Source organism: Agromyces mariniharenae (genome assembly GCF_008122505.1).
GTDB lineage: Bacteria > Actinomycetota > Actinomycetes > Actinomycetales > Microbacteriaceae > Agromyces > Agromyces mariniharenae.
This window is the reverse complement of sequence record NZ_VSSB01000002.1, coordinates 61399-86345: the sequence shown is the minus strand read 5'-3', so window position 1 is coordinate 86345 and position 24947 is coordinate 61399. Positions and strand designations below refer to the sequence as shown.

Here is a 24947-nt window from a genome sequence, read left to right as displayed (position 1 = left end):
ATCTCGAAAGGAGTGACCCATGTCACCATCCCCGACCGGCGCGCCGCGCCGGTGGCTCGGCCTCGCACTCATCGCCGCGGCGCAGTTCGTCGTCATCATGGACACGTCGATCATCGGCGTGGCCCTTCCCGACATGCAGGCGGAACTGGGCTTCACGCCCGAGTCGCTGTCCTGGGTGTTCAACGCCTACGTCATCGCGTTCGGCGGACTGCTCCTCCTGGGCGGTCGACTCTCCGACCTCCTCGGAGCACGCAAGGTGTTCCTGGGCGGATGGCTGGTCCTCGCCGCAGGATCGATCCTCGCCGGGGCGGCCGGTGACGCCGCGGTCGAGATCGCCGGGCGTGCAGTCCAGGGCGCCGGTGCCGCGCTCATCGCTCCGGCGGCGCTGAGCCTGCTGATGGCGCTGTTCGGCGGCACCTCCGACCTGCCGAAGGCCCTCGCGGTCTATGGTGCGGCGGCACCGATCGGCGGCACAGCGGGCGTGTTCCTCGGCGGCGTGCTCACGGAGTACGCCAGCTGGCCGTGGGTGTTCTACATCACCGTGCCGATCGCCGCCCTCGTGATCGTGCTCGCCCTCGTTGCGCTTCCGGCCATCGCCGGTCGGCGTGGGTCCGTGGACGTGATCGGCGCAGTGACCGGCACCGGCGGCCTGGCCGCCCTCGTCTACGGCATCGTGCGGGCACCCGAGGTCGGCTGGGCGTCGCCCGAGACGCTCGTCGCCCTCGGCGTCGGCGCCGTCCTGCTCGTGCTGTTCTTCCTCGTGCAGGCGCGGTCGCGCCAGCCCCTGCTGCGCCTCGGCATCTTCCGGGCGCCGCAGCTCGGTGCGGCGAACCTCGCCCAGCTCCTGCTCGGCGCCGCGTGGGTGCCGATGTGGTTCTTCCTGAACCTGTACCTGCAGCAGGTGCTGGGGGCCGGCGCATTCGCCGCCGGAGCCGCGCTCCTGCCGATGACGCTCCTGATCGTCCTCGGGATGACGCTCGTCGGGCCGCGCCTGCTCGCGAGGTTCGGCGCGAAGGCGCTCATCGTCGCGGGGTTCGCGTTCCTCGCGGCCGGACTCGTGTGGCTCGGGTTCGCCCGGCCCGACGGCACCTACGTCCTGGACGTCCTTCCGGCGTCGCTGGTCGCCGCATTCGGCATGGCCCTCACGTTCGTGCCGTCGCTCGGAACCGCCATCGCGGCTGCACGACCGGAGGAGACCGGTGTCGCCTCGGGGCTGGTGAACACCAGCTACCAGATCGGCTCGGCCGTCGGGCTCGCCGCCCTCACCGTGCTGAGCTCGACGATCGCCGCGGGCGGCACCACCGCCGAGGCCCTCACGACCGGGTACGCGGCAGGATTCCTCGGCGCGGCGGTCATCGCCACCGTCGGCGGGACGCTCGCCGCCGTCACACTCAGGGGTCGACGCACCACCGAGGTGGCGGACGCCGAGCTGGTGGGTGCCGACGCCTGATGCACGCACTCGCGAGGGGCGCGGATGCGTCCGCGCCCCTCGCGGCCCAGGACTTCCAGGTCGACGGGCAGGTCCACACGGCCCAGTTCGCACTGGACGCGCGGCGCAGCGTCGAGGCATCCGGCGGTCATTCAGGCGGACATCACCACTGAGGTGCACGAGCGCAACCCTGGCTCTAGCCCGGATGACGTGAGCCGCCTACTCCTCGCTGGGGGAATGCGAGTGCTTCAGTCGCTTCTTCGCCTGCTTCTCGACGAGCACGGGCACGAAATCGCGAACGGGATTGCCCTGGAGCGCGAGGTACTCGACATTCACGGCTCCCTCGACCTCGGCCGTGCTCGCCGTCGGGAAGCGCTTGGTCAGGCGGTCGATCACCTCGGCGAGCTCGCGCTCTTCGTCGGGAGTCTGCATGGGCAGAGTCTCGCCGTGCGAGCCGGTGTCGGTCAACCGCACCCGAGATCGGGCACGTCGACCGCGACATCCGGCCCGACGCCGACCGAACCCTCAGCGCTCACCAGTCGGACCCGTCGCCGAGGCGCACCTGGCTGAGGAAGACGTCGGTGATCAGGTCGTCGAGATCCTCGTGGGAGCCGAGCAGCCGCGGCGCGCCGTCCGCACCCGGCGGAGCGAACGCCTCCCACCGACCCTCCTCGTGGAACACGGATCCCAGGAACACGCCGTCGAGATCGCCGTCGCCCACCCGGACGACGTAGCCGACATCGTCGGAGAGTGGAAACGCCGTGACGGTGAGCGCGTCCTCGGCGGAGTAGATCCGTGGTGAAGCCATGAGTTCACCCGCCAAACGGGTCGGTGCCCGCACGCTCGGCCATGCGTGCATTCTCGACGCGGTCGACGCCGGCGGCAATCGCTCCTCGGTGAACGACCCGTGAACTCTTCCGGCTCACACCTCGACGCGCGAGCCCATGAGGATGGTGCGCCCGCGAGGCAGGTCGAAGCACTGTGCGGCATCTGCGGCGCCGCCGTCGAAGGAGAGCTGCTCTCTTCCGGGGTGGGCTTCGAAGGGGTAGACAGGAGCGGACGAGCGAAGGAGGGCGTCATGTCCGATCCCACCTCAGACACAGCCCCGAACACGATCGTGCTGATCCACGGATTCTGGGTCACACCTCGGAGTTGGGAGCACTGGAAGAGCCACTACGAAGGCAAGGGATACACCGTCCTCACGCCGGCCTATCCCGGGTTCGAGATTGAAGTCGAGGCGCTGCGTGCGGACCCGACACCCATCGAGAACCTCGAAGTCTCCGAGATCATCACGATACTCGAGGAGTTGATCGGCAAGCTCGACCGTCCACCGATCATCATCGGCCATTCGGCCGGTGGGGCGTTCACGCAGATCCTGCTCGACCACGGTTACGGGGCGGCCGGTGTGGCGATCAACTCCGCCCCCACCGAGGGCGTGAAGATCATCCCGTTCTCCGAGATCAAGTCCTCGTTCCCGGTCTTGAAGAACCCGGCGAACCGGCACCGGGCGGTCGGTCTGACCCCCGAGCAGTGGTACGAGATCTTCGCGAACACGTTCAGCGAAGCAGATTCGCAAGCTCTTTACGATCGGTACCACATCCCGGCCTCCGGGAAGGTCTTCTGGGGTAGCGCACTCGCCAACATCCACCCGGGGAAAGACGACACCTACGTCGACTACGACAACGACGCGCGGGCGCCGCTGCTGTTCATCTCAGGGAGGCAGGATCCGCTCTTCCCACCGAAGGTCGGTCACTCGAACGTCAAGCACTACACGTCGAACACCACGACCGAGATCGTCGAGTACGACGGCCCGCACCTGCTTCCCGCGGTACCTGAATGGGAGCAGATCGCCGACTTCGCGCTCGATTGGGCCGTGAGGCATGCGAAGCCCGCACCAGCCTGAATCGGTGGCAATTCCGTCTCCGGGGCGTTGGATGCGTCAGTCCCAGGTGACCGAGTCGGCAGGAGTGGCGGAGCGCCACGGCGCCCTCCACTCGGGAGCAGCCCAGCCTTCCATGATGTAGATGCGCTCGTGGACGACGAGGTCGTCTGAATCGAGTTCCATGAGGTTGACCGTGTACATGGGTGGACCGCCGTCGTAGCTGATGAAGAGTTCGGCGACGACGAGATCTCCGTGACGGTTGAGGCGGCGGATCTTGAAGGCGACGTCTGCTGGATATCTACGTCGCCACTCGCGGAAGTTCTCAATGCCCTCGTAGCGCTCGCCGCCCTGAGGGAACTCGAGGACCGCGTCCTCGGCATAGATTTCGTGGGCGATGTCCTCGTCCTTGCCGGAGTATTGCCAGTGACGCTCCAGTTGTGCTCTCAATCGCGAGTCGAGCATTCGGCCTCCTCATGCGCCGAGGTTTCGGAGAATTCCTGTCTCGTGGTTCAACCGGTCGTGGTTGGGCCTTCACTCGGTATCTTCCCGATTCCGGCGGGGCGCGACAACTCTTGCTCCATGAAGGTCGCCCGTCTCTTCGAGCACGGGCGCGGCTCCTCGTCATGGTGCGGGTCCCGGGACGGGGGCCGCGGGATGCGCGACCCCCGCCGATGGGTCTCAGGGCTCGGTGAGCAGCTGCTCCATCGTGGCGATCTCGGCGGTCTGCCCGTCGATGATCTGCTCTGCCAGCTCGATCACGTCGGGGTGCTGACCGTTCTCTACTTCGGACTCGGCCATGTCGATGGCGCCCTGGTGGTGGACGATCATCTGCTCGAGGAAGAGGCGTGCGGCGTCGTTCCCGGTGGCCGCCTCGAGTTCGGCCATGTCCTGGACGGACATCATGCCGTCGCCGTGGCCCATGCCGTCCGTGCCGTCGCCGGACATCGCCGGGATGCCCCAGTCCTCGAGCCAGCTGTTCATCTGCTCGATCTCGGGGCCTTGGGCGTCCTTGATCTGCTGCGCAAGGTCGAGCACGCGCGGGTCGACGCCGTCCTTTCCCAGGATCAGGTCGGACATCTCGATCGCCTGCTCGTGGTGGGGGATCATCATCTCCACGAACATCTGGTCGCTCATGTTCGCCTCGGTCGAGTCGCCGCCGGGTGACATCGGGGATGCACTGTGATCCATCCCGGGCATCGGGTTGGTGCCCGAGCCGCTCGTGGGAGCACAGCCGGCGAGCAGCACGGTGGCGACGAACGCCGCGGAGGCGAGGGTGATTGTGCGGGTCTTCATCAGGGGTCCTTCGTTTCAGTCGTGAGTGGGAGATTCGACGCCCGGGCAGGGCGAAGTGACCGTGCGGGTTGAACCGCCGATCGCCGAATCAGGTGCGACTGATCGAGAGGACGTGCAATGACGGCGGACGCAACGGCGCAGCCGCTCGGAGTATCCGGGCGCCCACGACCCGGGTCGCCTCGAGGGCGGCCGGCAACGCTCGCGATGCGGGAGGCAGCAGCAGCAGGATCGCGCCAACGAGTCCGAGCACGCAGGACGCCATCAGCATCGAGTGGGTGGGCATCCCGGCCGGCATGTCGCATTCGCCGTCACAGGGTTCCCCACTGACCGAGTGCCCCAGCGAGAGGACCGAGTGCCCTGGCGAGAGGTTGGTTGCCTGCTCCCCCGGTTCCGCATGGCCGGGAGCGACTGGGTGATGCGCGTGTTCCGAGATGGTCACGGGTCCGGCGAGCGCGTGGTCGCTTCCGAAGGTGCTGAGGACGTGCATGGCCAACAGGCCTGCGATCAGGGCGATGGCAGCGGCGAGCGACACGAGCAGGCGTGCGGCGTTGAGCTCGGTGCGCACGAATGCGCGGATTCCCGCCATCGCCTCAACTCCTCCGTCCCCCACAGCCTAGTACCCCCACTGGGTACCCGACACGCACCTGACGCCTCGTCCTTCAGGACCGCACGAGGCGTGCGATGGCCGCGGACGCCTCCTTCAGCTTCTGCTCGGCCTCCTCACCGCCCTCTTCAGCTGCGACGAGCACGCAGTGCGTGAGGTGGTCGTTCAGCAGCCCGAGCGCGACCGCCTCGAGTGCGCTGGTCATCGCGGAGACCTGGGTCAGGATGTCGATGCAGTACTTCTCGTCGGAGACCATGTTCTGCAAGCCGCGTGCCTGGCCTTCGATGCGCTTGAGTCGGCGCACGTACTCACCCTTGTCGCTGATGTATCCGTGCGTCGCGTGATCCGTGCGCATCCGGCTCGCCTCATCCATGCTGGATCCCATTCGATCGACAGTTTGACACTGTACCCCTGAGGGGTATATTGAATGGTACCCGTCCGGGGTATTCGAGACAAGGGGAACCCTGCATGTGCGACAGCAATGGCAACCACGAGATCTGCACCTGCGACACCGCGTCGAGCGGTACGCACGAGCACTCGCATGACCACCCCGGGCACACGCACTCCGGCAGCGACCACGGTCATTCCGCCGCCCTGACGACCGAATACGGCGTCGAGGGCATGACCTGCTCGCACTGCGTCGCCAGCGTCACCGAGGAGATCGGCCGACTCGAGGGTGTGAGCAACGTGGACATCGACCTGGTCGCCGGAGGGATCTCTCGCGTCAGGGTCGGCAGTTCTCGTGCGCTCGCCGACGCCGAGGTCGCCGCCGCGGTCGACGAGGCCGGTTACGAGCTCGCCACCCTGCCCCGATGAGCACGCAGCAGGTCGAGCTCGACGTGGGCGGGATGACCTGCGCCTCGTGTGCGGCCCGCATCGAGAAGAAGCTCAATCGGATGCCCGGCGTGGAGGCCACGGTCAACTACGCCACCGAGCGCGCGAGCATCGCCCTCCCCGAAGGCACGAGCGTCGACGATGCGATCGCGACCATCGAGGCGACCGGGTACACCGCCGAGCTGCCCGCTCCGCCCCCGACATCCGATGACACGGAGGCCGGGGAACGAGATGGAATGAGCGCGGAGGTCGCGTCCCTGCGTCGCCGGCTGATCGTCTCGACGGCGCTCACCGTGCCGGTCGTGGCGATGTCGATGATCCCCGTGCTGCAGTTCACGAACTGGCAGTGGCTCGCACTCACCCTCGCCGCGCCTGTGGCGGTGTGGGGCGCGTGGCCGTTCCACCGGGCAGCGTGGGTGAACCTCCGCCACGGCGCCGCCACGATGGACACCCTGATCAGCGTCGGCGTCCTCGCCGCGTTCGGCTGGTCGCTCTACGCATTGTTCTTCGGCATGGCGGGCATGCCGGGCATGACGATGAGCTTCGCCCTGTTCACCGCACCGGGACAGGGGGCCGACGAGATCTACCTCGAGGTCGCCGCGGCCGTCACCGTCTTCATCCTCGCGGGCAGGTACTTCGAGGCCCGGGCGAAGACGCGCTCGAGCGCAGCGATCACCGCCCTGCTCGAGATGGGCGCGAAGGAGGCATCCGTCATCCGCGACGGCGCCGAAGCACGCGTCCCGGCGTCGACGCTCGCCGTCGGCGACCTGTTCGTCGTCCGCCCCGGGGAGAAGGTCGCCACCGACGGCATCGTCGTCGAGGGCAGCTCTGCGGTCGACGCCAGCATGCTGACGGGCGAGTCCGTTCCCGTCGAGGTCGGGCCCGGCGACGACGTCATCGGCGCGACCATGAATGCCGGCGGACGGCTGGTGGTGTGTGCGACTCGCGTCGGCGCGGACACCGAGCTCGCCGTCATGGCCCGCCTCGTCGAGCAGGCGCAGACCGGCAAGGCAGAAGTGCAGCGCTTGGCCGACCGCGTATCCGCCGTGTTCGTCCCCATCGTCATCGCACTCGCCCTCGGCACGCTCGTCGTGTGGCTCCTCATCGGAGCTGGGCCCGAGGTGGCGTTCACGGCGGCAGTTGCAACGCTCATCATCGCCTGCCCGTGTGCCCTCGGGTTGGCCACGCCGACCGCGCTGCTCGTGGGCACCGGCCGCGGCGCGCAACTGGGCATCCTCATCAAGGGCCCGCAGATCCTCGAGTCGACCCGGCGTGTGGACACCATCCTGCTCGACAAGACGGGCACGGTGACCACGGGCAGGATGTCGCTCACGGACGTGGTCGCCGCGGACACGGAGGATGAGGCGGAGGTCCTGCGCCTCGCGGGCGCGGCCGAGGCCGGGTCGGAGCATCCGATCGCAGCGGCCATCGTCGCCGAGGCACGCACTCGTCTCGGCGAGCTGCCCCGACTCGAGTCGTTCGCGTCGGCGCAGGGAGTCGGCGTTCAGGCTGTGGTCGATCGGCATCTCGTGGTCGTCGGACGACCCGGTTGGCTGACGAGCAATTGGGGCATCACCGTGCCGGAGGACCTCGCCGCAGCGAGTGATGAACTCGAAGGGCTCGGCCGGACGGCCGTCACCGTCGCCTGGGACGGCCGGGCTCGAGGAGTCGTCGCCGTGTCCGACACCGTGAAGTCGACCTCCGCCGAGGCGGTCGCGCAGATGAAGCGACTCGGACTCACCCCCGTGCTCGTGACGGGCGACAACCCGCGGGCCGCGCGTGCGGTGGCCGCAGAGGTGGGGATCGACGAGATCCACGCCGAGGTGCTTCCTGCCGAGAAGGCGAACGTCGTTTCGGAGTTGCGGGCCGGCGGCCGCGTGGTCGCGATGGTCGGCGACGGGGTGAACGACGCGGTCGCGCTCGCGACCGCAGACCTCGGAATCGCGATGGGCACCGGCACGGATGTCGCCATCGAGGCGAGCGACCTGACCCTGGTCCGCAGCGACCTGATCGCCGTCGTGGACGCCATCCGGCTTTCCCGGCGCACGCTCGCGACGATCAAGGGGAACCTCTTCTGGGCATTCGCGTACAACGTGGCGGCGATCCCGGTGGCGATGCTCGGCATGCTGAACCCGCTCGTCGCGGGCGCGGCGATGGCGTTGTCGTCGGTGTTCGTCGTGAGCAACAGCCTGCGGCTGCGTTCCTTCCGGGGCGCCTCCGACGGTGTTCCTGCGGCGAAGGCAACCGCTGTGGAGCGGGAGACGGTGCGACTCAGCCCCTGAGTCGCCCTTGCGGCTTCACCCATCCCAAGACGGCGATGAGCAGGAGCCGTCGCGCCCACCGTGAGCACCGACGGCCGTGTCGATCAGTCACCACTGATCGGTGCGGAGCGCGTGGGGTCGACCCGGGACGACCGTGCCCTATGTCGCGGAACCCCTTCCTGCTCGAGCGCTGGTCCGAGCATGAGGGCCCAGAACTCTCGCTCACGTGGTGACGCGATCCGTGCCTCTCCCGGGTCGACGGCTCGGAACAGGGGTGACTCTGGCGCCATCACTGCCACCTCCGGGGAATCAGCGCGATGGCTGCGACCACCGTCACCATGACCACGATCGAAATCGCCACCGCCATGACCACCCCGGAAAGCCATTCGGGAAGGGAGAGCGCCTGAATCACGTCTTCGTCGGCCGCGAGGATCGCCGTGCCGATGCACAAAGCCACGGCGGCGACAGCGGCGACGACTCCGACGATGTAGGAACCGACTGACCCTGCTCTCATGATCTTCCTCCACTCGAGTCGACCTCAAGGTGAGGTGAACGATGAGCCCGGGATGTGTTTCGCCGACGTCGCGGAACGCTGGTGCGAAGCGCGAGACCTGATCTGGTGGAAGGGCCGGTGCGCTTCTCCGGGCAGCCAGCATGCTCAGTTGTAGTCGACACTTCCTCATCCACCTGCATCCCGCCCGGGCCCTTGACAGTTGCGGCAGAAAGTGCAGTGGCGATCGCTCGCCAACGCATGGACAGCTCGTCAACCTCACGGGAGACCCCGTTCATGCAGCGCACGCCTTTCGCGCATCCGCCCGCACGTCGACGGGCGCAGGATCCGATCGGATCCCGCGCCCGTCAGTTCGCGGTGGACTAGACCCCGAAGGGCTCCGACGACGAAGGCACCGCGCCCGAAGGCGACGGTCGTTGCGTCGACGGGTCACCCGACGTCGACGGAGGTGCGGAAGCCGGGTCCGCGACCGACCGGTCAGACGTCGGCGCGTGCCGCTCGGCCGTGTGCTTGGCCTCGCTGCCGACCTCGGACGCGGCCGCCTCGCCTTCCTGGCGGACCGTCTCAACGGCCTCGGTGGCACGCTCCTTGACGGCCTCGGCCGCCTCTTTCGCGGGCTCACGGAGGTTATCGGCCGCCTCGGCGGCGACCTCCTTCACCTCATCGACCAGGGGTGCCGCGGCGTCCTTCGCCTGGTCGGCGACCTGACGCTCGACCTTCGACGCCGGGACCAGCGATGCGGCCAGCCAGCCGACGCCGAAGGCGATCAGGCCGACGGCGATCGGGTTGCCACGCGTGGTGGACGCGACCTTTCGCGGCGCGTCGCTGACCGCGTCGCCGACATGCTCCGCGGCGTCGTGGGCGGTATCGCCGACGTCGGACGCAACGCCCATGACTCGGTCCTTGACCGAGGTCAGCGCACGACGCATCCTGCGGGTCTGACGTTCGGCGATCTTCGACGGCGTCACCTTGTCGGCAAGGGCGTCGACATCCTGTCCGAGCTCTGCACGAGTGCGTTCGATGTCGGCGCGGATCTCATCCGGGTTGCTCATCGGTTCTCCTCATTCCTCTTCAACGTCTCCGGGATCTCCTTCACGGTCTCGACCGTCTGCGGGACCCCGCTGATCTCCTCGATCTGCTTCTTGCCGGTGAGGGCGAGCACCAGGGCGACGACGCCCCAGAGGACGGCCACGATCACGGCCGACCACGCGTTGCCCATCACGTAGCCGAGCCCCCACCAGAGTGCGACGGACAGGAACACCAGGGCGAGCAGTCCGGCCACGCCGGCGCCGCCCAGGAGTCCGGCACCGCGCCCGGCCCGCTTCGCGGACTCGCGGATCTCGGCCTTCGCGAGCTCGACCTCCTGCCGCATGAGCGTGGACACGTCGCGCGAGACCTCGGCGAGGAGATCGCCGAGCGAGGTCGCCTCAGCCTGCCGCTCGGACGGCGTCAGCGACGGGTCGTACGACGCGTCGTACGAGTGACGTGGGTCGCCCATCAGGCACCGCCCGTCCCCGGCGAGCCGTACGTGCCGCCCCCGGCCCCGCCGACGCCCGTGCCGGGTATCGTGCCGGTGCCGATCGTCGCGGCCCCGGTGGTTCCGGTGCCGGTGCTACCGGTGTATCCGGTGCCGACCGTGGTTGTCGCGGGAGGCTGCACCTCGCGGACCGGAGGCACCGGCGGCGCCGTGAAGTCGGCGCGACCGGTGGTCATCGCGCGACGTCCGGCGGAGCCCTCCTCATCGGGCGGCGACATGATCGCCCGCGTGACGCGGCCGGCGAGGACGCCGGCGCCGATCGCGATGGCGATGAAGACGCCGGGGCGACGACGCGCGAAGCCCTTGACCTCTTCGAGCACCGAACGCGGGTCGCGCTGCTCGAGCCAACGTGCCACGGAGTCGGCGCGCTCGCCGGCTCCGCGCACCAGCTCGGAGGCGTAGCCAGAACTGGTCGAGGCGTTCGCCATCTCCGAGAACTCGGAGCCCGCCGACCGCAGCCCGCCGGCCAACCGCGTCTGCTGCGTTGCTGCCTGGGTGCTGAGCTCGTCGCCCACCTGGCCGAGGAACCGGCGAGCCTGGTGCTTCGTCTCCGAGGCGACGGAGCGGGTCTCGTCCTTGGCCACGTCGACGACGTGCCGGCCGGCGTCGCCGGCATCCGAAGCGAGCGTCGAGACGTCGTCGCGGAGATCGCCGGACTGCTCCGGGGTCGTGTCGGCGGCGGGGACGCCGCCTGGCGTGTTCGACGGGTAACTGTTGGTCATCGTCAGCCCTCATTCCTGCATCTGGGCCGACGGGCTCGACGCCCCGATGGTGCATCGGCAGCCCGTCGGTTCGGGTGCGAACACGGTACGTACGGAGCGAGAAGCGGAAGAAGTCCCTTGCGAAGCCAGAACCGGGCGCGTATAACGCACGCGCGCGGTTCCTGCGCGACGGGCGGAAATCGCGCGCCGAGCACGACGTCGCGCTCGGACTGCACAGTCCGATGACGCTGGAGGATGCGGCGCACCACCACGGCAAGGCCGCGTCCCTGCGCCTGCTCGGCGATGCGGAGGCCGCGCGGCCTGCCGATGCCGCGGCGACGGCCTGGGCGGGGCGCAGATCGGCACGGATGGGGCGGTGGTCGTCAAGCCCGTGCCCGCCACCACGGCCTGGGGTTACGTTCGCCGCATGAAGGTCGTGTTCACGTCATGGCTGACGGCGATCGCCGTCGGTCTCCTGTACATGTACGCCATCGCACTCTCGGGACGGTGACCGGCATGCGCCTCAGACAGCACTCGCTCAGCATCTTCTTCGCGGTGATCTTCGTGCTCGCCCTCGTTGGCCAGTCGATCGCCGGACTCTTCGCCTTCAACGAGGAGCAGCTCGCGCACGGCGCGGAGGTCGTGACGTGGGTGCAGTTCGTCACGTCGTCGGACTTCGTCGTCGACGTGGCCGAGAACTGGCAGTCCGAGTACCTGCAGTTCTTCCTCTTCATCTTCGCCACGATCTGGCTCGTGCAGGATGGATCGCCCGAGTCGAAGAAGCCCGGCCACGAGGGGACCGGCTCGGACGAGCAGCAGAAGGTCGGCAGGTACGCGGAGCCCGATTCGCCGAAGTGGGCGAAGGCGACGGGCTGGCGCCAGGTCGTCTACAGCAACTCGCTGCTGCTCACGATGGGCGCGATCTTCCTGCTGTCGTGGCTCGCGCAGGGCATCGCCGGGCACACAGTATACAACCAGGAGCAGGCCCAGCACGGACAGGAGCTGCTGACCTTCGGCGAGTACCTGCTGTCGGCCGACTTCTGGAACCGCACGCTGCAGAACTGGCAGTCGGAATTCCTCGCGGTCGGCAGCATGGTCGCGCTGTCGATCGTGCTCCGCCAGCGCGGCAGTTCCGAGTCCAAACCCGTCGGGACGCCGCACCGCGAGGGCGCGATCAGCCCCGAGTAGCACCGGCGTCGTCCTCCGGCACCGCCGCCACGGTCTCATCGCAGCCTCACAGGCAGGCTGATCCCGTCCGCGAGGGCAGCCACTTTGCCATTTCTGGATTCGGGTTTCGACGCAGTTCGCTCGCGCCACCCCGCCCGTGCATTTCACCCCGCAAGCACCCCGAGCCGCACCCCAGCTCTCGCGCCGCGGCGCGCGTGTTGCGTGTCAAGGGGTGCGCGCAGAGGCGGGTGAGGGGGTACAACCGTATTGCCGGCCAACGGGATCGCGTCCGACGCGGGCTGACCCGAGCCACTCAGGTCGCCGGCTCCATGAGTCTCGTAACTGAGAATCGACGGATGTGTGGTCCCTGGCGAATCGAGTCGGGCGGCAGCGAACCGGGACCACACGTAGACGCAGACGGGAAGCACGCATGCTGCAGGCGAGTATCAGGATCGAGGGGCGAGATCACTTTCTCCCTCCGGGCGACAGCGCTGATGCGGTCATGGGCAGGATCACCGAACAGCTGCGAGCCGGCGGCGGATTCGTGGAGATCATTCGGACACCCGATCGTTCGGTGCGCGTTCTCGTCTCACCCGGCATGAGCCTCTCCATCGAGGTCGCCGACGTGGACGACGATCCATCGGAGCCCGCCGCAGAGGTGGAGGTGGATTGGCGTCCACAGGCGTGGTTCAGCTCGATTGACCTGCTCTAGGTCGGCTAGCGGAAGCGTCAGACGTGATCAAGCCCCGGACGGTTCTCACGTGCGCAGCGCACCTCGCGCTACCGTTCTTCGCGGGAGGACCAAGATGGGGAAACTGCACTACGGGAACCACGCATTCGAGATGGACGATCGACAGCTCGCCCATCTACAGCTGATCATCGGAGTGAAGCTCCGTCGCGGTGAGAACTTCTTCATGGCCTGGAAGGCTCCTGCATCATCCGGCGAGGGGCGGCGTGCGGTCTGGATCGACAACGGCGTCCCGATCTATTTCGAGTACGCCGGTGGGCGCGAACCGAAGTTGAACTTCGCGTGGGCTGAGAAGCTCGCGGATTCCGCGTCCAAGGGCGGCGGTCTCATCATCATGGCCGAGGACGTTCCGATCATGCCCGACGCGACCACCTGACATCGCGCGAGAACCTCTTCGGCTCGTCCTCCGAACTCCGGGTGGGAGGGGCGCTCGCCTTTCATCCGCCAAGCTGGGAAGTCAAGGGTCGACCAACCGATTTCGCGGATCGACGCCGCCGAGGTGAGATGGAGCCAGCCGATCCTAGGGGCATCGGCTAGATGTCGGCCCGTCCGCCGCAGTCGCCGGGGGCGAACGCGTTGAAGGACGGGCCGGCACACCAAACGACTCTGCGTCTCGCCTTCGCGTGCCAAGGCGGCACTTCGTCAGAGTCATGGGTGCATTGCACCTCGATGGTGCGGGTCCAATCGTCTTGGAGGATGAACTCCTCGATCACGTGTTCACCATCATCACCACCAAGCTGCGCCGCTACGAACCAGTCCTCATGAGCTGGACCGATGAGTGTGGCCTGGAACAGCGCGTGTTCCTCACACATCGCGTTCGTCCGTGCCGAGTTCGATACCGCGGTGCGGGTACCGCGCGACAAGCACTGGCTCGACCGGCAGATGATCGCCGTCAACACCAACGCAGGGCTCGTTGCTCTCCCTCGATGCGCACAGCGCGATTTCTCCGGCCTGTACTCGTGATCGGCCAAGCCGCCTGCTGACGTCGAAGAACCTGTACGGGAGGCGTTAGCGCGCCGTGAGGGATCGGCGTCTGGGCGTTAGGGATCCGTAAGGATCGGCTCCGCGGCATCCGCGCGGGTGTTGCATCGCTGGTGCCATGCGAGGCGTCCGCCGAGATCTTGTAGGAGGAGCTGGCAGATGCGCGATTGGACCGAGTTCGAGTTCCCGGCCAGCGTGCCGGGCCCTGCAGCCGGTCGCCCGCGGACCCCGCTCTCGCGATGGCTCTTCCAGCACAAGGTGCCACCCGCCGGTCCCGAGATCGAGGAGTCGACGGTCCCGCAGCACTCCTGGTGGAAGGTGATGTCCCTGACGGGCGTCGACTACTTCTCCACCCTGTCCTACCTGCCGTCGATCGCCGTCCTCGCGGCTGGCGCCGTGTCGCCGATCGCCACGCTGCTGATCGTCGCCTTGACCCTGCTCGGGGTGCTGCCCATGTACCGGAGGGTCGCCGAGGAGAGCCCGCACGGGCAGGGTTCGATCGCGATGCTCGAGCGATTGCTCCCCTTCTGGCGGGGGAAGATATTCGTCCTCGCGCTGCTCGGCTTCGTCGCCACCTCGTGGATCATCACCATCACGCTGTCATCTGCGGACGCCACGGTGCACCTCATCGAGAACCCGCTCGCTCCTGATGCGTTGCAGGGGCAGGCCGTCGCGATCACCATCGTGCTGCTGCTCATCCTCGGCGGGGTGTTCCTGCTCGGGTTCACGGAGGCGGTGAATGTCGCCATCCCCCTCGTGGCGGTGTTCCTCGGGCTCAACGCGACTGTCATCGTCACCGGCCTGATCGAGCTGGCCGCCGATCCGGTGGTCGTCGACGATTGGTGGGCGGCGCTGACCGCGAGCGGTGGCGGGTTCTCCAGCGTTCTGCTTCCGGCCCTGCTCGCGTTCCCCCTGCTCGTGCTCGGGCTCTCGGGGTTCGAGACCGGGGTCAGCATGATGCCCCTCGTCAGCGCGAACGGTCAGGCCCGGCAGGACCGGCTCGCCTCGCGCATCCGGAACACGCGGAAGCTGCTCACGACGGCAGCGGTCATCATGAGCCTTTTCCTGATCACGAGCAGCCTCGTGACAACGCTGTTGATCCCACCGGCGGCGTTCGAGCCGGGTGGTGAGGCGAACGGCCGAGCGCTCGCGTACCTTGCGCACGGGTTCTTCGGCGATGCGTTCGGAACCGTCTACGACCTCAGCAGCATCCTGATCCTCTGGTTCGCCGGAGCGTCGGCGATGGCCGGACTGATCAACATCGTGCCGCGGTACCTCCCGGCATATGGGATGGCGCCCGAATGGAGCCGCGCGATCCGCCCCGTCGTGCTGGTGTACACGGCGATCAGCATCATCATCACGATCGCGTTCGAGGCGGATGTCGATGCGCAGGCGGGTGCCTACGCGACCGGCATCCTGGCGATGATGGTGTCGGCCGCGGTCGCCGTCCTGATCTCCGCGGTCCGCCGCCGCACACCGCGCTCGATCGTCCGATTCGCCGTCCTGACGGCGATCCTCGGCTACGCGCTCGTCGCCAACGTGATCGAGCGGCCCGACGGGCTCGCGATCTCGGCGCTGTTCATCCTCGGCATCGTCGTCATCTCGGTGGTCTCACGCCTCACGCGGACGACCGAGATCCGGGCCGAGCGGATCGAGTTCGACGACACAGCCCGTCGGTTCATCGCCGACTCACTCCTCTACGACGGCCGGCTCAACCTGATCGCGAACCGACGCACAACAGGTGACGCGGCCGAGTACGCCGAGAAGGAGATGACGCAGCGTCGACTCAACCCCGTGCCGGGTCGAGCAGACGTGATGTTCCTCGAGATCGAGGTGGTCGACCCGTCCGAGTTCCGGGAGGTGCTGCAGGTGCGTGGCGTCGCGGTCGACGGCCACCGGGTGCTTCGTGCCGACAGTCCCGCGGCGCCGAACGCGATCGCCGCGATCCTGCTGGCGATGCGCGACGTGACCGGGGTGCAGCCGCACGCGTACTTCGAGTGGTCCGAGGGCAATCCGCTCCTGCACATGGTCCGCTACATCCTGCTCGGACGCGGCGACACGCCCCCGGTCGTGCGCGAGATCATCCGTGAGGTCGAGAAGGACCCCGCCGAGCGACCGGTGATCCACGTGGGCGGCTGAACGGTTCGTGCCAGTAGCGACGACCGGGGCAGGCGCTGGTCAGTCTTTCGTGTCGCCGTCAGCCTTCTCGAGCCGCTTCTTGGCCTGTTTCTCGACGAGAACGGGAACGAAGTCGCGCACGCGGTTGCCGTCAAGGGCGAGGTACTCCACCGTCACCGCGCCTTCGACCTCCGCCCGACGCGCCGCGGGGAATCTCGTGATCAGACGATCGATCACCTCGGCGAGTTCGCGCTCTTCGTCCGGTGTCTGGATGGTGGGAGTTTCACCTTGCATGCGGGTGGTCGTCAATCGAACACGAGATGAATGGCATCTCGGATGCGTCGGTAGCTTGTCCATGCAGGTGCACGGATCAAGCTGCGTCCAGTCGTGAGCGCTCGGCCGCAGTTGTTGCCAAAGTATCGCCGGTTGCCCCATCGGCGGAGGCCTGACCAACCCGACTCCCGCATGATTCCCCGGATCCGAGGGGACCGATCACGGTGCTCCCGCTGGGATTCGAACCCAGACTTCGGCGAGTTTAAGTCGCCTGCCTCTGCCAGTTGGGCTACGGGAGCGCGGCGCCGCCCCGAAGGGCGACGCCGCGTCAACACTACTTCGCGGAGACCGGGGTCACTTGGCGGCGACCGGCTCGGCCTTCGCATCGGCCTTCGCGGGCTTGGCCTCGGCCGGGGCCTTCACGGCCTTCGGTGCGGCCTTGCCGGATGCCACGGCGGGAGCCGGTGCGGGCGCGGCGGCGGCCGGCGGCTTCGGGCGCGCGGCGAACAGCTCGAACTGGGCACGCGGCTGCTGCAGCGCCGAGAGCGACACGATGTCGCGGCCGAGCCAGAAGTTGTTCCACCAGCCCCAGAACACGCGGAACTTGCGCTCCCAGCTGGGCATGGCGAGGCCGTGGTAGCCGCGGTGCGCGAACCAGGCGATGAGGCCCTTGAGCGCGAGCTTGCCCGACTGGAACACGCCCGAGCCGATGCCGAGACCGGCGACCGCACCGAGGTTCTTGTGGAAGTACTCCTTCGGCTCCTCACCGCGAAGGACCGCGACGATGTTCTTCGCGAGGAGCTTGCCCTGGCGCACGGCGTGCTGCGCGTTCGGCACGCAGTAGCCGCCCACGCCACCGCCCGACAGGTCGGGCACGGCGGCGATGTCGCCGGCCGCCCATGCGTCGGGCACGAAGTCGTCTTCGTCGCCGACGCGGAGGTCGGCGCGCGTCATGACGCGGCCGCGCTCCTCGACGGGAAGGTCGCTCGAGCGCACGATCGCGGGGTTGGCCATGACACCCGCGGTCCAGACGATGAGGTCGGACTCGAAGGTCTCGCCCGTCGAGAGCTCGATCTTGCCGTCGACCGCGCTCGTGAGCTGCGTGTCGAGGTGGATCTCGGCACCGCGCTGCGCGAGGTGCTTGATCACCCAGTGGCTGGTCTCGAGCGACACCTCGGGCATGATGCGGCCCATGGCCTCGATGAGGTGGAAGTGCGTCTCGTCGAACGTGAGCTGCGGGTAGTACTCGAGCAGCGCGCTGGCGAACGAGCGGAGCTCGGCGAACACCTCGATGCCCGCGAAGCCGCCGCCGACGACGACGAACGTGAGCAGGCGCTCGCGCTCGGGGCCGGGCGGGAGGTTCGCCGCCTTGTCGAAGTTGCTGAGCACGCGGTCGCGGATCGCGACGGCCTCCTCGATGGCCTTCAGCCCGATCGCGTTCTCGGCGATGCCGGGGATCGGGAAGGTGCGCGACACGGCGCCGCCCGTGACGACGACGACGTCGTACTCGAACTCCCACGGCTCACCCAGCTCGGGCGTGATCGTGGCCGTCTTCGACGCGTGGTCGATGCGGGTGACCTTGGCCGTGACGACGTTGGTCTTCTTCAGGTGCCGGCGCTGCGAGACGACCGCGTGACGGGGCTCGATCGAGCCCGCGGCGACCTCGGGGAGGAACGGCTGGTACGTCATGTACGGGAGCGGGTCGACGATCGTGACCTCGGCCTCGCCCGCGCGCAGCCACTTCTCGAGCTTCCACGCTGTGTAGAACCCCGCATAGCCGCCACCGACGATGAGAATCTTGGGCACGGTGAATGGACTCCTCAGTATCTGTTGCTTGCGATCACTGCTCGCGAGTGCGGACAGTCCGCCTGGTATGCCGAGTGGCGCCGATGCCCAACAGCGCTGCTAGCGTACCAAATCCGGCGACCAACGAGAGCGGCACCGTGATATAGGCGAGCGTCCATGCCGTCGGCAGGAGGGTCTTCGCCTCGTCGGATCGCGGCAGCGGTGGGTCGGCGATCGGCACGACCTCCTGGGATTCGTCGCCGCCCTCGGAGGTCGGGGCATCCGCCCGCCGGTGCAGGGTGATCCACGCTGCGAGGCTGCCGAGCGGGTTGTCCTCGATCTCGGGCACGTCGGCCGTGAGCGCCGGGACGGGGTCGATGATGCCCCATCCGTAGAGCGGACTCGGCACCGACTGTCCGTGCGGATCGGCCGTCCGAATGAGTCGTTCGATGACGTTGGCCGCGCTCAGCTCGGGATACTCGCTGCGCACGAGCGCCGCGAGGCCCGACACGATCGGGGCCGCCGCGCTGGTGCCGCTCCACTGCACATAGCTGCCGTCGGGCAGCACGCCGACGAGGTCCTCGCTCGGTGCGGCGACCGCGATGGTGATGCCCTGCGAGCTCGCGTCGAAGCTCGCGTTCTTCTCCTTGTCAACGCCCGCCACCGTGAGCACGCCCGGGATCGTCGCCGGCGCGCCCACCTCGCTCGTGCCGCTCCCCCGGTTGCCGGCCGCGGCGACGATCACGACGTCGTGCTCGAACGCGTAGAGGAACGCCTCGTCCCAGCTCTCGGGCCAGTCGCGGGTGTTGCGCGTGAGCGACATGTTGATGACGTCCGCGCCGCTGTCGACGGCCCATTTCACGGCCTCGGCGATCTGGTCGTCGTTCGACTTCTCGGCGCCGGTGTCCTGCCCGAACGCCACCGAGACGGTGAGCAGGTCGGCCTGCGGGGCGATGCCGATCACGCCGTTGCCCTCGCCCGTGCCGCGACCGGCGAGGAGCGACGCGACCATCGTGCCGTGGTTCGGGTCGTCGCCGACGGGGGTCTGCCCGTCGGGGCTGCCGATGCCCGAGACATCCGTGCCGCCGACGACCGCGCCCCTGAGCTCGGCGACGTTGCCGTTCACGCCCGTGTCGATGATCGCGACCGTGACGCCCTCGCCGCGGGTGGTGTTCCAGGCGGTGGTGAAGCCGTAGTCGGTGAGCCAGTACTCGAGGTCGCGCACGGTGTCCGCGTGCGCTGGTGCCGCGCCCACGAGCGCGATCGTCGTCGCCACGGTGGCGACGGCGGCCGCCCGCGCCACGACGGCGAGGGGACGACGGACGCGACGCGTCACGCGCGCCCTCCGGTGTCGTCGTCCGCGGGGTCCTCGGGGTCGGGCACGTCGACGCCGTAGTCGGGGCACTGGCACACGTCGGGCGTCCACGTCGAGCGCTCGAGCGCGAGGTCGCCGATCGGGTTCGCGCCCGGGCCGGCCGAGAGCGCGTGGGCGGCGAGGGCGTGGAGGCACTTCACGCGCGTCGGCATCCCGCCCGCCGAGATGCCGGCGAGCTCGGCCACGACCTCGATCGACTCGCGGTCGGCGAGGTAGTCGACGTGCGCCTGCTCGTAGCCGGCGCGCACGTCGGCGTCGGCCGCGAGCAGCTCGTTGCACTCGACCATGACCTGCGCGGCCTCGAGGAACGACATCGCCGCCGTCGCGACGGGGTGCGTCAGGTAGTAGAAGGTGGGGAACGGCGTTCCGTCGGAGAGGCGCGGCCGCGTCGCGACCACGGTGGGCGCGCCGCACACGCAGCGAGCGGGGATGCCGACGACGTCGCGGGCCCGGCGGCCCAGCTGCGCCGAGACGATCCGGATGTCGCGCTCGCTCACGGGCGGGAACGGCGGCCTCATCGTCCGCTCCCCTCGGCCGGCGCGCCCACCGGCGCGTCAGCGGGCGTCTCGACGGGTGCATCCGTCGGATCCGTCGGCGCAGGAGCGAGCCCCGCGGTCATCACGGAGTCCAGCAGGGTGCGCATCCAGTCGCCCTTCGATTCGGTCACCTCGGCCGAGACGGCGGCGGTTGCATCCGCCTTCGCCGCCTCTGAGCGGTCGTCGATGACGAGGTAGCTCACCTCGCCCGGCATCACGTAGTACAGCCGCTCGCGGGCCTGGGTCATGATGAACGTCTCGTCGTTCCAGCGTTCGCGTCCGTCGCGCAGGCGCTGCACCTCCGCCTCCTGCGCGGAGACGGCGGCGCGCAGCTCCGCGATCTGTTGGCGCTGCTGCGCGAACGCCGCGATCGTCGGCGCGAGCACCACCACCGCGAGCACGAGCACACCCATCATGATGAGCGAGAACCCTGAGAATCGGATGCCGCTGAGCCACCCCGCGCGGTCGGTCGACGCTGCTCCGCCCGACCTCGCCTTCGAGCGGGCCCTTGGCGGGCGGGTCGAGCCGTTGCCGCCGCGAGCCGGGCGTGAGGTCTTCGACGCGGATGCCGACGTCGAGCCCTTCGCGGACGTGGTTGCCTTCGCGGAGGCCGCCCCGCCCTTGGCCGGCTTCGACGCCGAAGCCTTCGATCCGGTCGTCGCGGTGCCCTTCGCCGCGTTGCCCCTCGGGACGGCGCCCTTGGGGACGGCGCCCTTGGGGGCGGCGCCCTTCGCCGCGGTACTCTTCGCGGCATCCGCCTTCGAGATCTTCGGTGCCGTCGTCGGCTTCGGCTTCGCTGCGGCATCCGACTTCGATGCACCGGGAACCGCGCCCGGACGACCGGGGACGGCGGGCCGGCGCGGCACGCCCGACGAGCGCGTAGGGCGCGGAGCATCGGGTTGCATCGCCCCTCCTCACCGACCCGGAAAGGAGAACGGGGGCGGCCCCACGGCCGCCCCCGTCATGACCTCTGTCTGCTCAGGCCGTGAATCGCGGGAACGCCGTGCGGCCCGCGTACACCGCGGCCTCACCGAGTTCTTCTTCGATCCTCAGGAGCTGATTGTACTTGGCGACGCGCTCCGACCGGGCGGGCGCGCCCGTCTTGATCTGACCGCAGTCGGTCGCGACGGCGAGGTCGGCGATGGTCGTGTCCTCGGTCTCGCCCGAGCGGTGCGAGAGCACCGCGGTGTAGCCGGCGCGCTGCGCGAGCTTCACGGCGTCGAGCGTCTCGGTGAGCGTGCCGATCTGGTTGACCTTCACGAGGATCGAGTTGCCCGCGTGACGGGCGATGCCGTCGGCGAGGCGCGCGGGGTTGGTGACGAACAGGTCGTCGCCGACGAGCTGGAGCTTCGTGCCGAGCTCGGACGTGAGCGCTGCCCAGCCCTCCCAGTCGTCCTCGTTCAGCGGGTCCTCGATCGAGATGAGCGGGTACGCGTCGGCGAGCTCGGCGTAGTACGCGTTCATCTCGGCCGACGTGCGGTCCTTGCCCTCGAAGCGGTAGACGCCGTTCTCGTAGAACTCGCTGGCGGCGACGTCGAGGCCGAGCGCGATGTCGGTGCCGAGCGTGAAGCCGGCCTTGCCGATCGCCTCGGCGATGAAGTCGAGCGCTGCGCGGTTGTGCTCGAAGTCGGGGGCGAAGCCGCCCTCGTCGCCGAGGCCGGTCGAGAGGCCCTTCGACTTCAGCAGGCTCTTCAGCGCGTGGTACGTCTCGACGCCCCAGCGGAGGCCCTCGGAGTACGTCGGCGCGCCGATCGGCAGGACCATGAACTCCTGGATGTCGACGCCGGTGTCGGCGTGCGCGCCGCCGTTGATGATGTTCATCATCGGCACGGGCAGCACGTGCGCGTTGGGGCCGCCGAGGTAGCGGAACAGCGGAAGGTCGGCCGAGTCGGCGGCGGCCTTCGCGACGGCGAGGCTCACGCCGAGGATGGCGTTCGCGCCGAGGCGGCTCTTGTTGTCGGTGCCGTCGGCCTCGATGAGCGCGGCATCGACGAGGCGCTGGTCGGCGGCGTCGAGGTCTTCGATCGCCGGGCCGAGCTCGTCGAGCACGGCGTCGACGGCCTTCTGCACGCCCTTGCCGAGGTAGCGGTCGCTGTCGCCGTCGCGCAGCTCGTACGCCTCGAAGGCACCGGTCGACGCGCCCGAGGGAACGGCCGCGCGCGCCAGCGAGCCGTCGTCGAGCAGCACCTCCACCTCGACGGTCGGGTTGCCGCGAGAGTCGAGAATCTCGCGGGCGCCTACAGCTTCGATGAATGCCACAGTGAACTCCTCTGTGATGGGGGTGTGCGTCGGACGACTCCGTCGTGATCCGCCAGCCAGTCTAGTGAGGCGCGCTCACGCGTGACGTGCCGCGGATGCCGCGGGCGCGCGGCATCCGCTCGCTCGCGCCGCACATCGCACCGCGGCATCCGCTCACCGAGCCGTCGCAGATGCAGGGTTCGTTCGACCGGGACCGTGCATCTACGACGGATCGGCGCCTTTCGACGTCACGACCGCCCGATCGTCGCCAGGAGCCCACGCACTGACGCGAGGAACTCGAGACGGGCCGGGCCGAGATCGTCCGCAGTCACGTCGATCACCCGCCAGCCGCTGCGCTCGAACTCCCGTCGCCGACGGATGTCCCCCTGCCACCGCGACCGATCGTCACGGTGCCGGTCGCCGAGGTACTCGAACGCGATGCGCCACTGGACGTAGGCGAGATCCGGATGCCGCACTTCGCCGTTCGCGAGCCGGATCGGCGGGTTGGGGATCGGCTCCGGCAGACCCGCGTCGACCAGGACCAGCCGCGTGTGCGTCTCACGTCTCGACTCCGCGCCGACGCGTACGCGCGGCAGAGCGGACGCAAGCGCTCGCGCTCCGCGACGGGATCCCCATGCATCGACCGCGCTTCGGAGATCGCGCAGCGATGCGAGTGCAGGAGCACGCACCACACCCCTCCGTCGCCCAGTGACGATCGCATCGCCAACGGCGATCAGGTCGTCGAGAGCGAGCGCGCTCGCAAGCTGGCACCACACGTGGGCCGGTGCGACCACCGGCAGATCGCGATGCAACACGATCGGCGCCCCGACGGATGCCTCGTGGCCGACGACTCCTCGCCCACGAGCCCTCGTCGCCCCGGGCGGCGCCAAGAGATGCAGGGCGTGGGACCTACTCGGCGTCGGCACGCCGAACAGCTCCGCCGCAGTCAGGTGGCTGAACGCCTCGCCCGGCCGGAGCAAGGGCTCGTAGGCACGGCAGCGCTCCGCCACGTCCGCGAGATCGAGTCCTACCGAACGGACCGCGGTGAACGGCCGCTGCATGTCGGCGGCGACGAGGCGGTTGCGAGAGGCACCGTGGAAGGCGTGGTCCGCGACGCTGAAGCTGGCTCCGGAGAGGTACGGCGGGAGCGGCGATCGACGGGCCACGCGCCCAGCGTGCCGGTCGACGTACGGCGGGAAAACGGACTCTCCACAGGGTGAGGCGCGAATTGGATCGAACCGGCGCTGATGCAGGGTTCGGCGCCTCGGGACCCTGCATCCGCGCCGGTTCGGCGGAGTGGTGCGCGGAGAGCGACTCCGGGGATGCGGCGAGCGCGGGCGCGGCGACGCGGTGGCGGCTACGAGGACAGGTCGCGGAACGCGAGGGAGGCGGCATCCGTCGTGTCGGCGCCGACCTGAGCGAACGCGTCGAAGCCGTCGGCCGACACGCGGTCGAGCAGGGCGCGCAGGTTCTTGACGCGGCGCTCGAGGCGCACGCGGGTGCCGCCCGACACGAGCTCGTCCTTCAGGCGCAGCAGCTCCGACGGGGACACGTCGGGGTCGTACACCAGCACGACCGCGCGCGGGCGCGAGTGGTCGCGGATCGCGAGGAGGTCGACGATGCGCTCGAACCCGATCGAGAAGCCGCACGCCGGCACCTCCTGGCCGAGGAAGCGCCCGATCATGTGGTCGTAGCGTCCGCCGCCGCCCAGGGAGTAGCCGAAGTCGGGGTGGGCGATCTCGAAGATCGTGCCGGTGTAGTAGCCCATGCCGCGCACGAGCGTGGGGTCGAACTCGATCGCCGCGTCGGGCAGCGCCTCGCGCAGCGCGAGCAGGTCGCGGTAGGCGTCGAGGTCGAGCCACGCGGGCGGGGCTACGACGCCGTCGTGCAGGTGCCAGTCGGCGGCCGTGAGCGCCTCGAGCTGCGCCGCGACCTCCGTCGACGCGTCGACCGCCCCGAGCTCGACGAGCTCGGCCGCGACGCCGGCGGTGCCGATCTTGTCGAGCTTGTCGATCGTGATGAGCGCGCGCTCGCGCAGTTGGTCGGGCACGTTCCACGACGACAGGATGCCGCCGAGGATGCGCCGGTCGTTGAGGCGGATCGTGCAGCCGCCGAGCCCGAGCGCGTCGAGCGTGGCGAGCGTGGCGGTGAGCAGCTCGAGCTCGGCGAGCGCTCCGGCCTCGCCGATGATGTCGATGTCGCACTGCACGAACTGGCGGTAACGACCCTTCTGCGGACGCTCGGCTCGCCAGACCGGCGCGATCTGGATCGCCCGGAAGACCGGCGGCAGCGCGGCGCGGTGCGTCGCGTAGAACCGTGCGAGCGGCACGGTCAGGTCGTAGCGCAGGCCGAGGTCGGCGAGCGAGAGCGTCTCACCGGATGCCGCGGCGGCCGCCAGGTCGTCGGCGGTGAGGCCGCGCTTCATCACGGCGAACGCGAGCTTCTCGTTGTCGCCGCCGAGGCCGGCGTGCAGCCGCGAGGAGTCCTCCATCACGGGCGTCTCGATCTCATCGAAGCCGTGCGCCGCGTAGACGTCGCGGATCACGCCGAGGGCGTGCTCGCGCCGGGCCTTCTCGGCGGGGAGGAAGTCGCGCATGCCGCGCGGAGGGGTGACGGATGCGGCCATGCCGACCATTCTTCCAGCACGGGTGAAGCGATCCCGCGACGGATGCCG

Annotated in this window: 28 protein-coding genes and 1 tRNA gene; 10 read left to right on the top strand and 19 right to left on the bottom strand. The window is 69.1% G+C overall.

Features of this window, described 5'->3' with window-relative positions; translation table 11 throughout:
* Positions 1-19 precede the first annotated feature (19 nt).
* Positions 20-1450, top strand: a complete 1431-nt coding sequence (locus FYC51_RS13705) for an MFS transporter (RefSeq protein ID WP_148734376.1) — start codon at positions 20-22, stop codon at positions 1448-1450.
* A gap of 198 nt (positions 1451-1648) precedes the next feature.
* Here FYC51_RS13705 and FYC51_RS13700 read toward each other — a convergent pair whose 3' ends face one another.
* Positions 1649-1861, bottom strand: a complete 213-nt coding sequence (locus FYC51_RS13700) for a three-helix bundle dimerization domain-containing protein (protein WP_148734375.1) — start codon at positions 1859-1861, stop codon at positions 1649-1651.
* Between the two features lie 100 nt (positions 1862-1961).
* Positions 1962-2237 (bottom strand): hypothetical protein, encoded by a 276-nt coding sequence (locus tag FYC51_RS13695; protein ID WP_148734374.1) that lies wholly within the window; start codon positions 2235-2237, stop codon positions 1962-1964.
* 270 nt (positions 2238-2507) lie between these two features.
* Between FYC51_RS13695 and FYC51_RS13690 the strand changes: the two genes are divergently transcribed.
* Positions 2508-3332, top strand: a complete 825-nt coding sequence (locus FYC51_RS13690; protein WP_148734373.1) for an alpha/beta hydrolase — start codon at positions 2508-2510, stop codon at positions 3330-3332.
* Between the two features lie 36 nt (positions 3333-3368).
* Here FYC51_RS13690 and FYC51_RS13685 read toward each other — a convergent pair whose 3' ends face one another.
* The 4 genes from FYC51_RS13685 to FYC51_RS13670 all read right to left on the bottom strand — a co-directional run bounded on the left by FYC51_RS13685 (position 3369) and on the right by FYC51_RS13670 (position 5563).
* A complete protein-coding gene (locus tag FYC51_RS13685; protein ID WP_148734372.1) occupies positions 3369-3773 on the bottom strand; it encodes a nuclear transport factor 2 family protein in 405 nt (134 codons plus the stop codon).
* 216 nt (positions 3774-3989) lie between these two features.
* The gene (locus tag FYC51_RS13680) at positions 3990-4604 is read right to left on the bottom strand and encodes a DUF305 domain-containing protein (RefSeq protein WP_148734371.1); all 615 of its coding nucleotides are present in this window, start codon (positions 4602-4604) and stop codon (positions 3990-3992) included.
* Positions 4605-4692: 88 nt separating this feature from the next.
* Positions 4693-5190 (bottom strand): DUF6153 family protein, encoded by a 498-nt coding sequence (locus FYC51_RS13675; RefSeq protein WP_148734370.1) that lies wholly within the window; start codon positions 5188-5190, stop codon positions 4693-4695.
* Positions 5191-5263: 73 nt separating this feature from the next.
* Entirely contained in the window at positions 5264-5563 is a 300-nt protein-coding gene (locus tag FYC51_RS13670; protein ID WP_187432665.1) for a metal-sensitive transcriptional regulator, read from the bottom strand.
* A 113-nt stretch (positions 5564-5676) separates the two neighbouring features.
* Between FYC51_RS13670 and FYC51_RS19835 the strand changes: the two genes are divergently transcribed.
* Both FYC51_RS19835 and FYC51_RS13660 read left to right on the top strand, forming a co-directional pair.
* The gene (locus FYC51_RS19835) at positions 5677-6024 is read left to right on the top strand and encodes a heavy-metal-associated domain-containing protein (protein ID WP_148734368.1); all 348 of its coding nucleotides are present in this window, start codon (positions 5677-5679) and stop codon (positions 6022-6024) included.
* Positions 6021-8324 carry a heavy metal translocating P-type ATPase gene (locus tag FYC51_RS13660; RefSeq protein WP_148734367.1) on the top strand — a complete coding sequence of 768 codons (2304 nt, stop codon included), beginning with the start codon at positions 6021-6023 and terminating at the stop codon, positions 8322-8324. Before FYC51_RS19835 ends, FYC51_RS13660 begins: the two co-directional genes overlap by 4 nt.
* Before the next feature lie 268 nt (positions 8325-8592).
* On the opposite strand, the gene FYC51_RS13655 is transcribed toward FYC51_RS13660, so the two are convergent.
* The 4 genes from FYC51_RS13655 to FYC51_RS13640 form a co-directional block, all read right to left on the bottom strand.
* Entirely contained in the window at positions 8593-8817 is a 225-nt protein-coding gene (locus FYC51_RS13655; protein WP_148734366.1) for a hypothetical protein, read from the bottom strand.
* A 359-nt stretch (positions 8818-9176) separates the two neighbouring features.
* A complete protein-coding gene (locus FYC51_RS13650) occupies positions 9177-9866 on the bottom strand; it encodes a DUF3618 domain-containing protein (protein ID WP_148734365.1) in 690 nt (229 codons plus the stop codon).
* Positions 9863-10312, bottom strand: coding sequence for a phage holin family protein (locus tag FYC51_RS13645; protein WP_148734364.1), 450 nt, complete (start codon positions 10310-10312; stop codon positions 9863-9865). Before FYC51_RS13645 ends, FYC51_RS13650 begins: the two co-directional genes overlap by 4 nt.
* Positions 10312-11073, bottom strand: coding sequence for a hypothetical protein (locus tag FYC51_RS13640; protein ID WP_148734363.1), 762 nt, complete (start codon positions 11071-11073; stop codon positions 10312-10314). Before FYC51_RS13640 ends, FYC51_RS13645 begins: the two co-directional genes overlap by 1 nt.
* 355 nt (positions 11074-11428) lie before the next feature.
* Here FYC51_RS13640 and FYC51_RS19750 point away from each other — a divergent pair, with 355 nt between their 5' ends.
* The 6 genes from FYC51_RS19750 to FYC51_RS13615 all read left to right on the top strand — a co-directional run bounded on the left by FYC51_RS19750 (position 11429) and on the right by FYC51_RS13615 (position 16087).
* On the top strand, positions 11429-11563 hold the full coding sequence (locus FYC51_RS19750) for a hypothetical protein (RefSeq protein WP_274379498.1): 135 nt from the start codon (positions 11429-11431) through the stop codon (positions 11561-11563).
* 5 nt (positions 11564-11568) lie between these two features.
* Positions 11569-12240: a DUF6766 family protein gene (locus tag FYC51_RS13635; protein ID WP_148734362.1), complete on the top strand. Its 672-nt coding sequence runs from the start codon at positions 11569-11571 to the stop codon at positions 12238-12240.
* A 409-nt stretch (positions 12241-12649) separates the two neighbouring features.
* Positions 12650-12931 (top strand): hypothetical protein, encoded by a 282-nt coding sequence (locus FYC51_RS13630; RefSeq protein ID WP_148734361.1) that lies wholly within the window; start codon positions 12650-12652, stop codon positions 12929-12931.
* A 94-nt stretch (positions 12932-13025) separates the two neighbouring features.
* A complete protein-coding gene (locus FYC51_RS13625; RefSeq protein WP_148735320.1) occupies positions 13026-13343 on the top strand; it encodes a DUF7882 family protein in 318 nt (105 codons plus the stop codon).
* 274 nt (positions 13344-13617) lie between these two features.
* Complete coding sequence (locus FYC51_RS19930; protein WP_476561150.1) at positions 13618-13950, top strand: DUF7882 family protein; 333 nt, start codon at positions 13618-13620, stop codon at positions 13948-13950.
* A 157-nt stretch (positions 13951-14107) separates the two neighbouring features.
* Entirely contained in the window at positions 14108-16087 is a 1980-nt protein-coding gene (locus FYC51_RS13615) for an APC family permease (RefSeq protein WP_148734359.1), read from the top strand.
* A gap of 39 nt (positions 16088-16126) precedes the next feature.
* Here FYC51_RS13615 and FYC51_RS13610 read toward each other — a convergent pair whose 3' ends face one another.
* The 9 genes from FYC51_RS13610 to hisS all read right to left on the bottom strand — a co-directional run bounded on the left by FYC51_RS13610 (position 16127) and on the right by hisS (position 24899).
* On the bottom strand, positions 16127-16375 hold the full coding sequence (locus FYC51_RS13610) for a three-helix bundle dimerization domain-containing protein (RefSeq protein ID WP_148734358.1): 249 nt from the start codon (positions 16373-16375) through the stop codon (positions 16127-16129).
* 189 nt (positions 16376-16564) lie between these two features.
* Positions 16565-16638: transfer RNA gene (locus FYC51_RS13605), tRNA-Leu, on the bottom strand.
* A gap of 55 nt (positions 16639-16693) precedes the next feature.
* Entirely contained in the window at positions 16694-18145 is a 1452-nt protein-coding gene (locus FYC51_RS13600) for an NAD(P)/FAD-dependent oxidoreductase (protein ID WP_148734357.1), read from the bottom strand.
* Between the two features lie 34 nt (positions 18146-18179).
* Complete coding sequence (locus tag FYC51_RS13595; RefSeq protein ID WP_238476388.1) at positions 18180-19460, bottom strand: S8 family serine peptidase; 1281 nt, start codon at positions 19458-19460, stop codon at positions 18180-18182.
* Complete coding sequence (locus FYC51_RS13590; RefSeq protein ID WP_148734356.1) at positions 19457-20017, bottom strand: DUF501 domain-containing protein; 561 nt, start codon at positions 20015-20017, stop codon at positions 19457-19459. Before FYC51_RS13590 ends, FYC51_RS13595 begins: the two co-directional genes overlap by 4 nt.
* Positions 20014-20940, bottom strand: coding sequence for an FtsB family cell division protein (locus tag FYC51_RS19615; protein WP_238476387.1), 927 nt, complete (start codon positions 20938-20940; stop codon positions 20014-20016). Before FYC51_RS19615 ends, FYC51_RS13590 begins: the two co-directional genes overlap by 4 nt.
* A gap of 73 nt (positions 20941-21013) precedes the next feature.
* Entirely contained in the window at positions 21014-22294 is a 1281-nt protein-coding gene (eno, locus tag FYC51_RS13580) for a phosphopyruvate hydratase (RefSeq protein ID WP_148734355.1), read from the bottom strand.
* 227 nt (positions 22295-22521) lie between these two features.
* A complete protein-coding gene (locus FYC51_RS13575) occupies positions 22522-23439 on the bottom strand; it encodes a hypothetical protein (protein WP_148734354.1) in 918 nt (305 codons plus the stop codon).
* Between the two features lie 191 nt (positions 23440-23630).
* Positions 23631-24899, bottom strand: a complete 1269-nt coding sequence (hisS, locus tag FYC51_RS13570) for a histidine--tRNA ligase (protein ID WP_148734353.1) — start codon at positions 24897-24899, stop codon at positions 23631-23633.
* Between the last annotated feature and the right edge of the window lie 48 nt (positions 24900-24947).

Bases quoted from the DNA above. Each gene is read 5' to 3' on its own strand.
- FYC51_RS13615 (WP_148734359.1), top strand. From the start codon at position 14,108: ATGCGCGATTGGACCGAGTTCGAGTTCCCGGCCAGCGTGCCGGGCCCT.
- FYC51_RS19930 (WP_476561150.1), top strand. From the start codon at position 13,618: ATGGGTGCATTGCACCTCGATGGTGCGGGTCCAATCGTCTTGGAGGAT.
- FYC51_RS13660 (WP_148734367.1), top strand. From the start codon at position 6,021: ATGAGCACGCAGCAGGTCGAGCTCGACGTGGGCGGGATGACCTGCGCC.
- FYC51_RS13680 (WP_148734371.1), bottom strand. From the start codon at position 4,604: ATGAAGACCCGCACAATCACCCTCGCCTCCGCGGCGTTCGTCGCCACC.
- FYC51_RS19835 (WP_148734368.1), top strand. From the start codon at position 5,677: ATGTGCGACAGCAATGGCAACCACGAGATCTGCACCTGCGACACCGCG.
- hisS (WP_148734353.1), bottom strand. From the start codon at position 24,899: ATGGCCGCATCCGTCACCCCTCCGCGCGGCATGCGCGACTTCCTCCCC.
- FYC51_RS13670 (WP_187432665.1), bottom strand. From the start codon at position 5,563: ATGCGCACGGATCACGCGACGCACGGATACATCAGCGACAAGGGTGAG.
- FYC51_RS13705 (WP_148734376.1), top strand. From the start codon at position 20: ATGTCACCATCCCCGACCGGCGCGCCGCGCCGGTGGCTCGGCCTCGCA.
- FYC51_RS13700 (WP_148734375.1), bottom strand. From the start codon at position 1,861: ATGCAGACTCCCGACGAAGAGCGCGAGCTCGCCGAGGTGATCGACCGC.
- FYC51_RS13690 (WP_148734373.1), top strand. From the start codon at position 2,508: ATGTCCGATCCCACCTCAGACACAGCCCCGAACACGATCGTGCTGATC.
- FYC51_RS13625 (WP_148735320.1), top strand. From the start codon at position 13,026: ATGGGGAAACTGCACTACGGGAACCACGCATTCGAGATGGACGATCGA.
- FYC51_RS13695 (WP_148734374.1), bottom strand. From the start codon at position 2,237: ATGGCTTCACCACGGATCTACTCCGCCGAGGACGCGCTCACCGTCACG.
- FYC51_RS13645 (WP_148734364.1), bottom strand. From the start codon at position 10,312: ATGGGCGACCCACGTCACTCGTACGACGCGTCGTACGACCCGTCGCTG.
- FYC51_RS13630 (WP_148734361.1), top strand. From the start codon at position 12,650: ATGCTGCAGGCGAGTATCAGGATCGAGGGGCGAGATCACTTTCTCCCT.
- FYC51_RS19615 (WP_238476387.1), bottom strand. From the start codon at position 20,940: ATGCAACCCGATGCTCCGCGCCCTACGCGCTCGTCGGGCGTGCCGCGC.
- FYC51_RS13640 (WP_148734363.1), bottom strand. From the start codon at position 11,073: ATGACCAACAGTTACCCGTCGAACACGCCAGGCGGCGTCCCCGCCGCC.
- FYC51_RS13635 (WP_148734362.1), top strand. From the start codon at position 11,569: ATGCGCCTCAGACAGCACTCGCTCAGCATCTTCTTCGCGGTGATCTTC.
- FYC51_RS13650 (WP_148734365.1), bottom strand. From the start codon at position 9,866: ATGAGCAACCCGGATGAGATCCGCGCCGACATCGAACGCACTCGTGCA.
- FYC51_RS13685 (WP_148734372.1), bottom strand. From the start codon at position 3,773: ATGCTCGACTCGCGATTGAGAGCACAACTGGAGCGTCACTGGCAATAC.
- FYC51_RS13655 (WP_148734366.1), bottom strand. From the start codon at position 8,817: ATGAGAGCAGGGTCAGTCGGTTCCTACATCGTCGGAGTCGTCGCCGCT.
- FYC51_RS13590 (WP_148734356.1), bottom strand. From the start codon at position 20,017: ATGAGGCCGCCGTTCCCGCCCGTGAGCGAGCGCGACATCCGGATCGTC.
- FYC51_RS13675 (WP_148734370.1), bottom strand. From the start codon at position 5,190: ATGGCGGGAATCCGCGCATTCGTGCGCACCGAGCTCAACGCCGCACGC.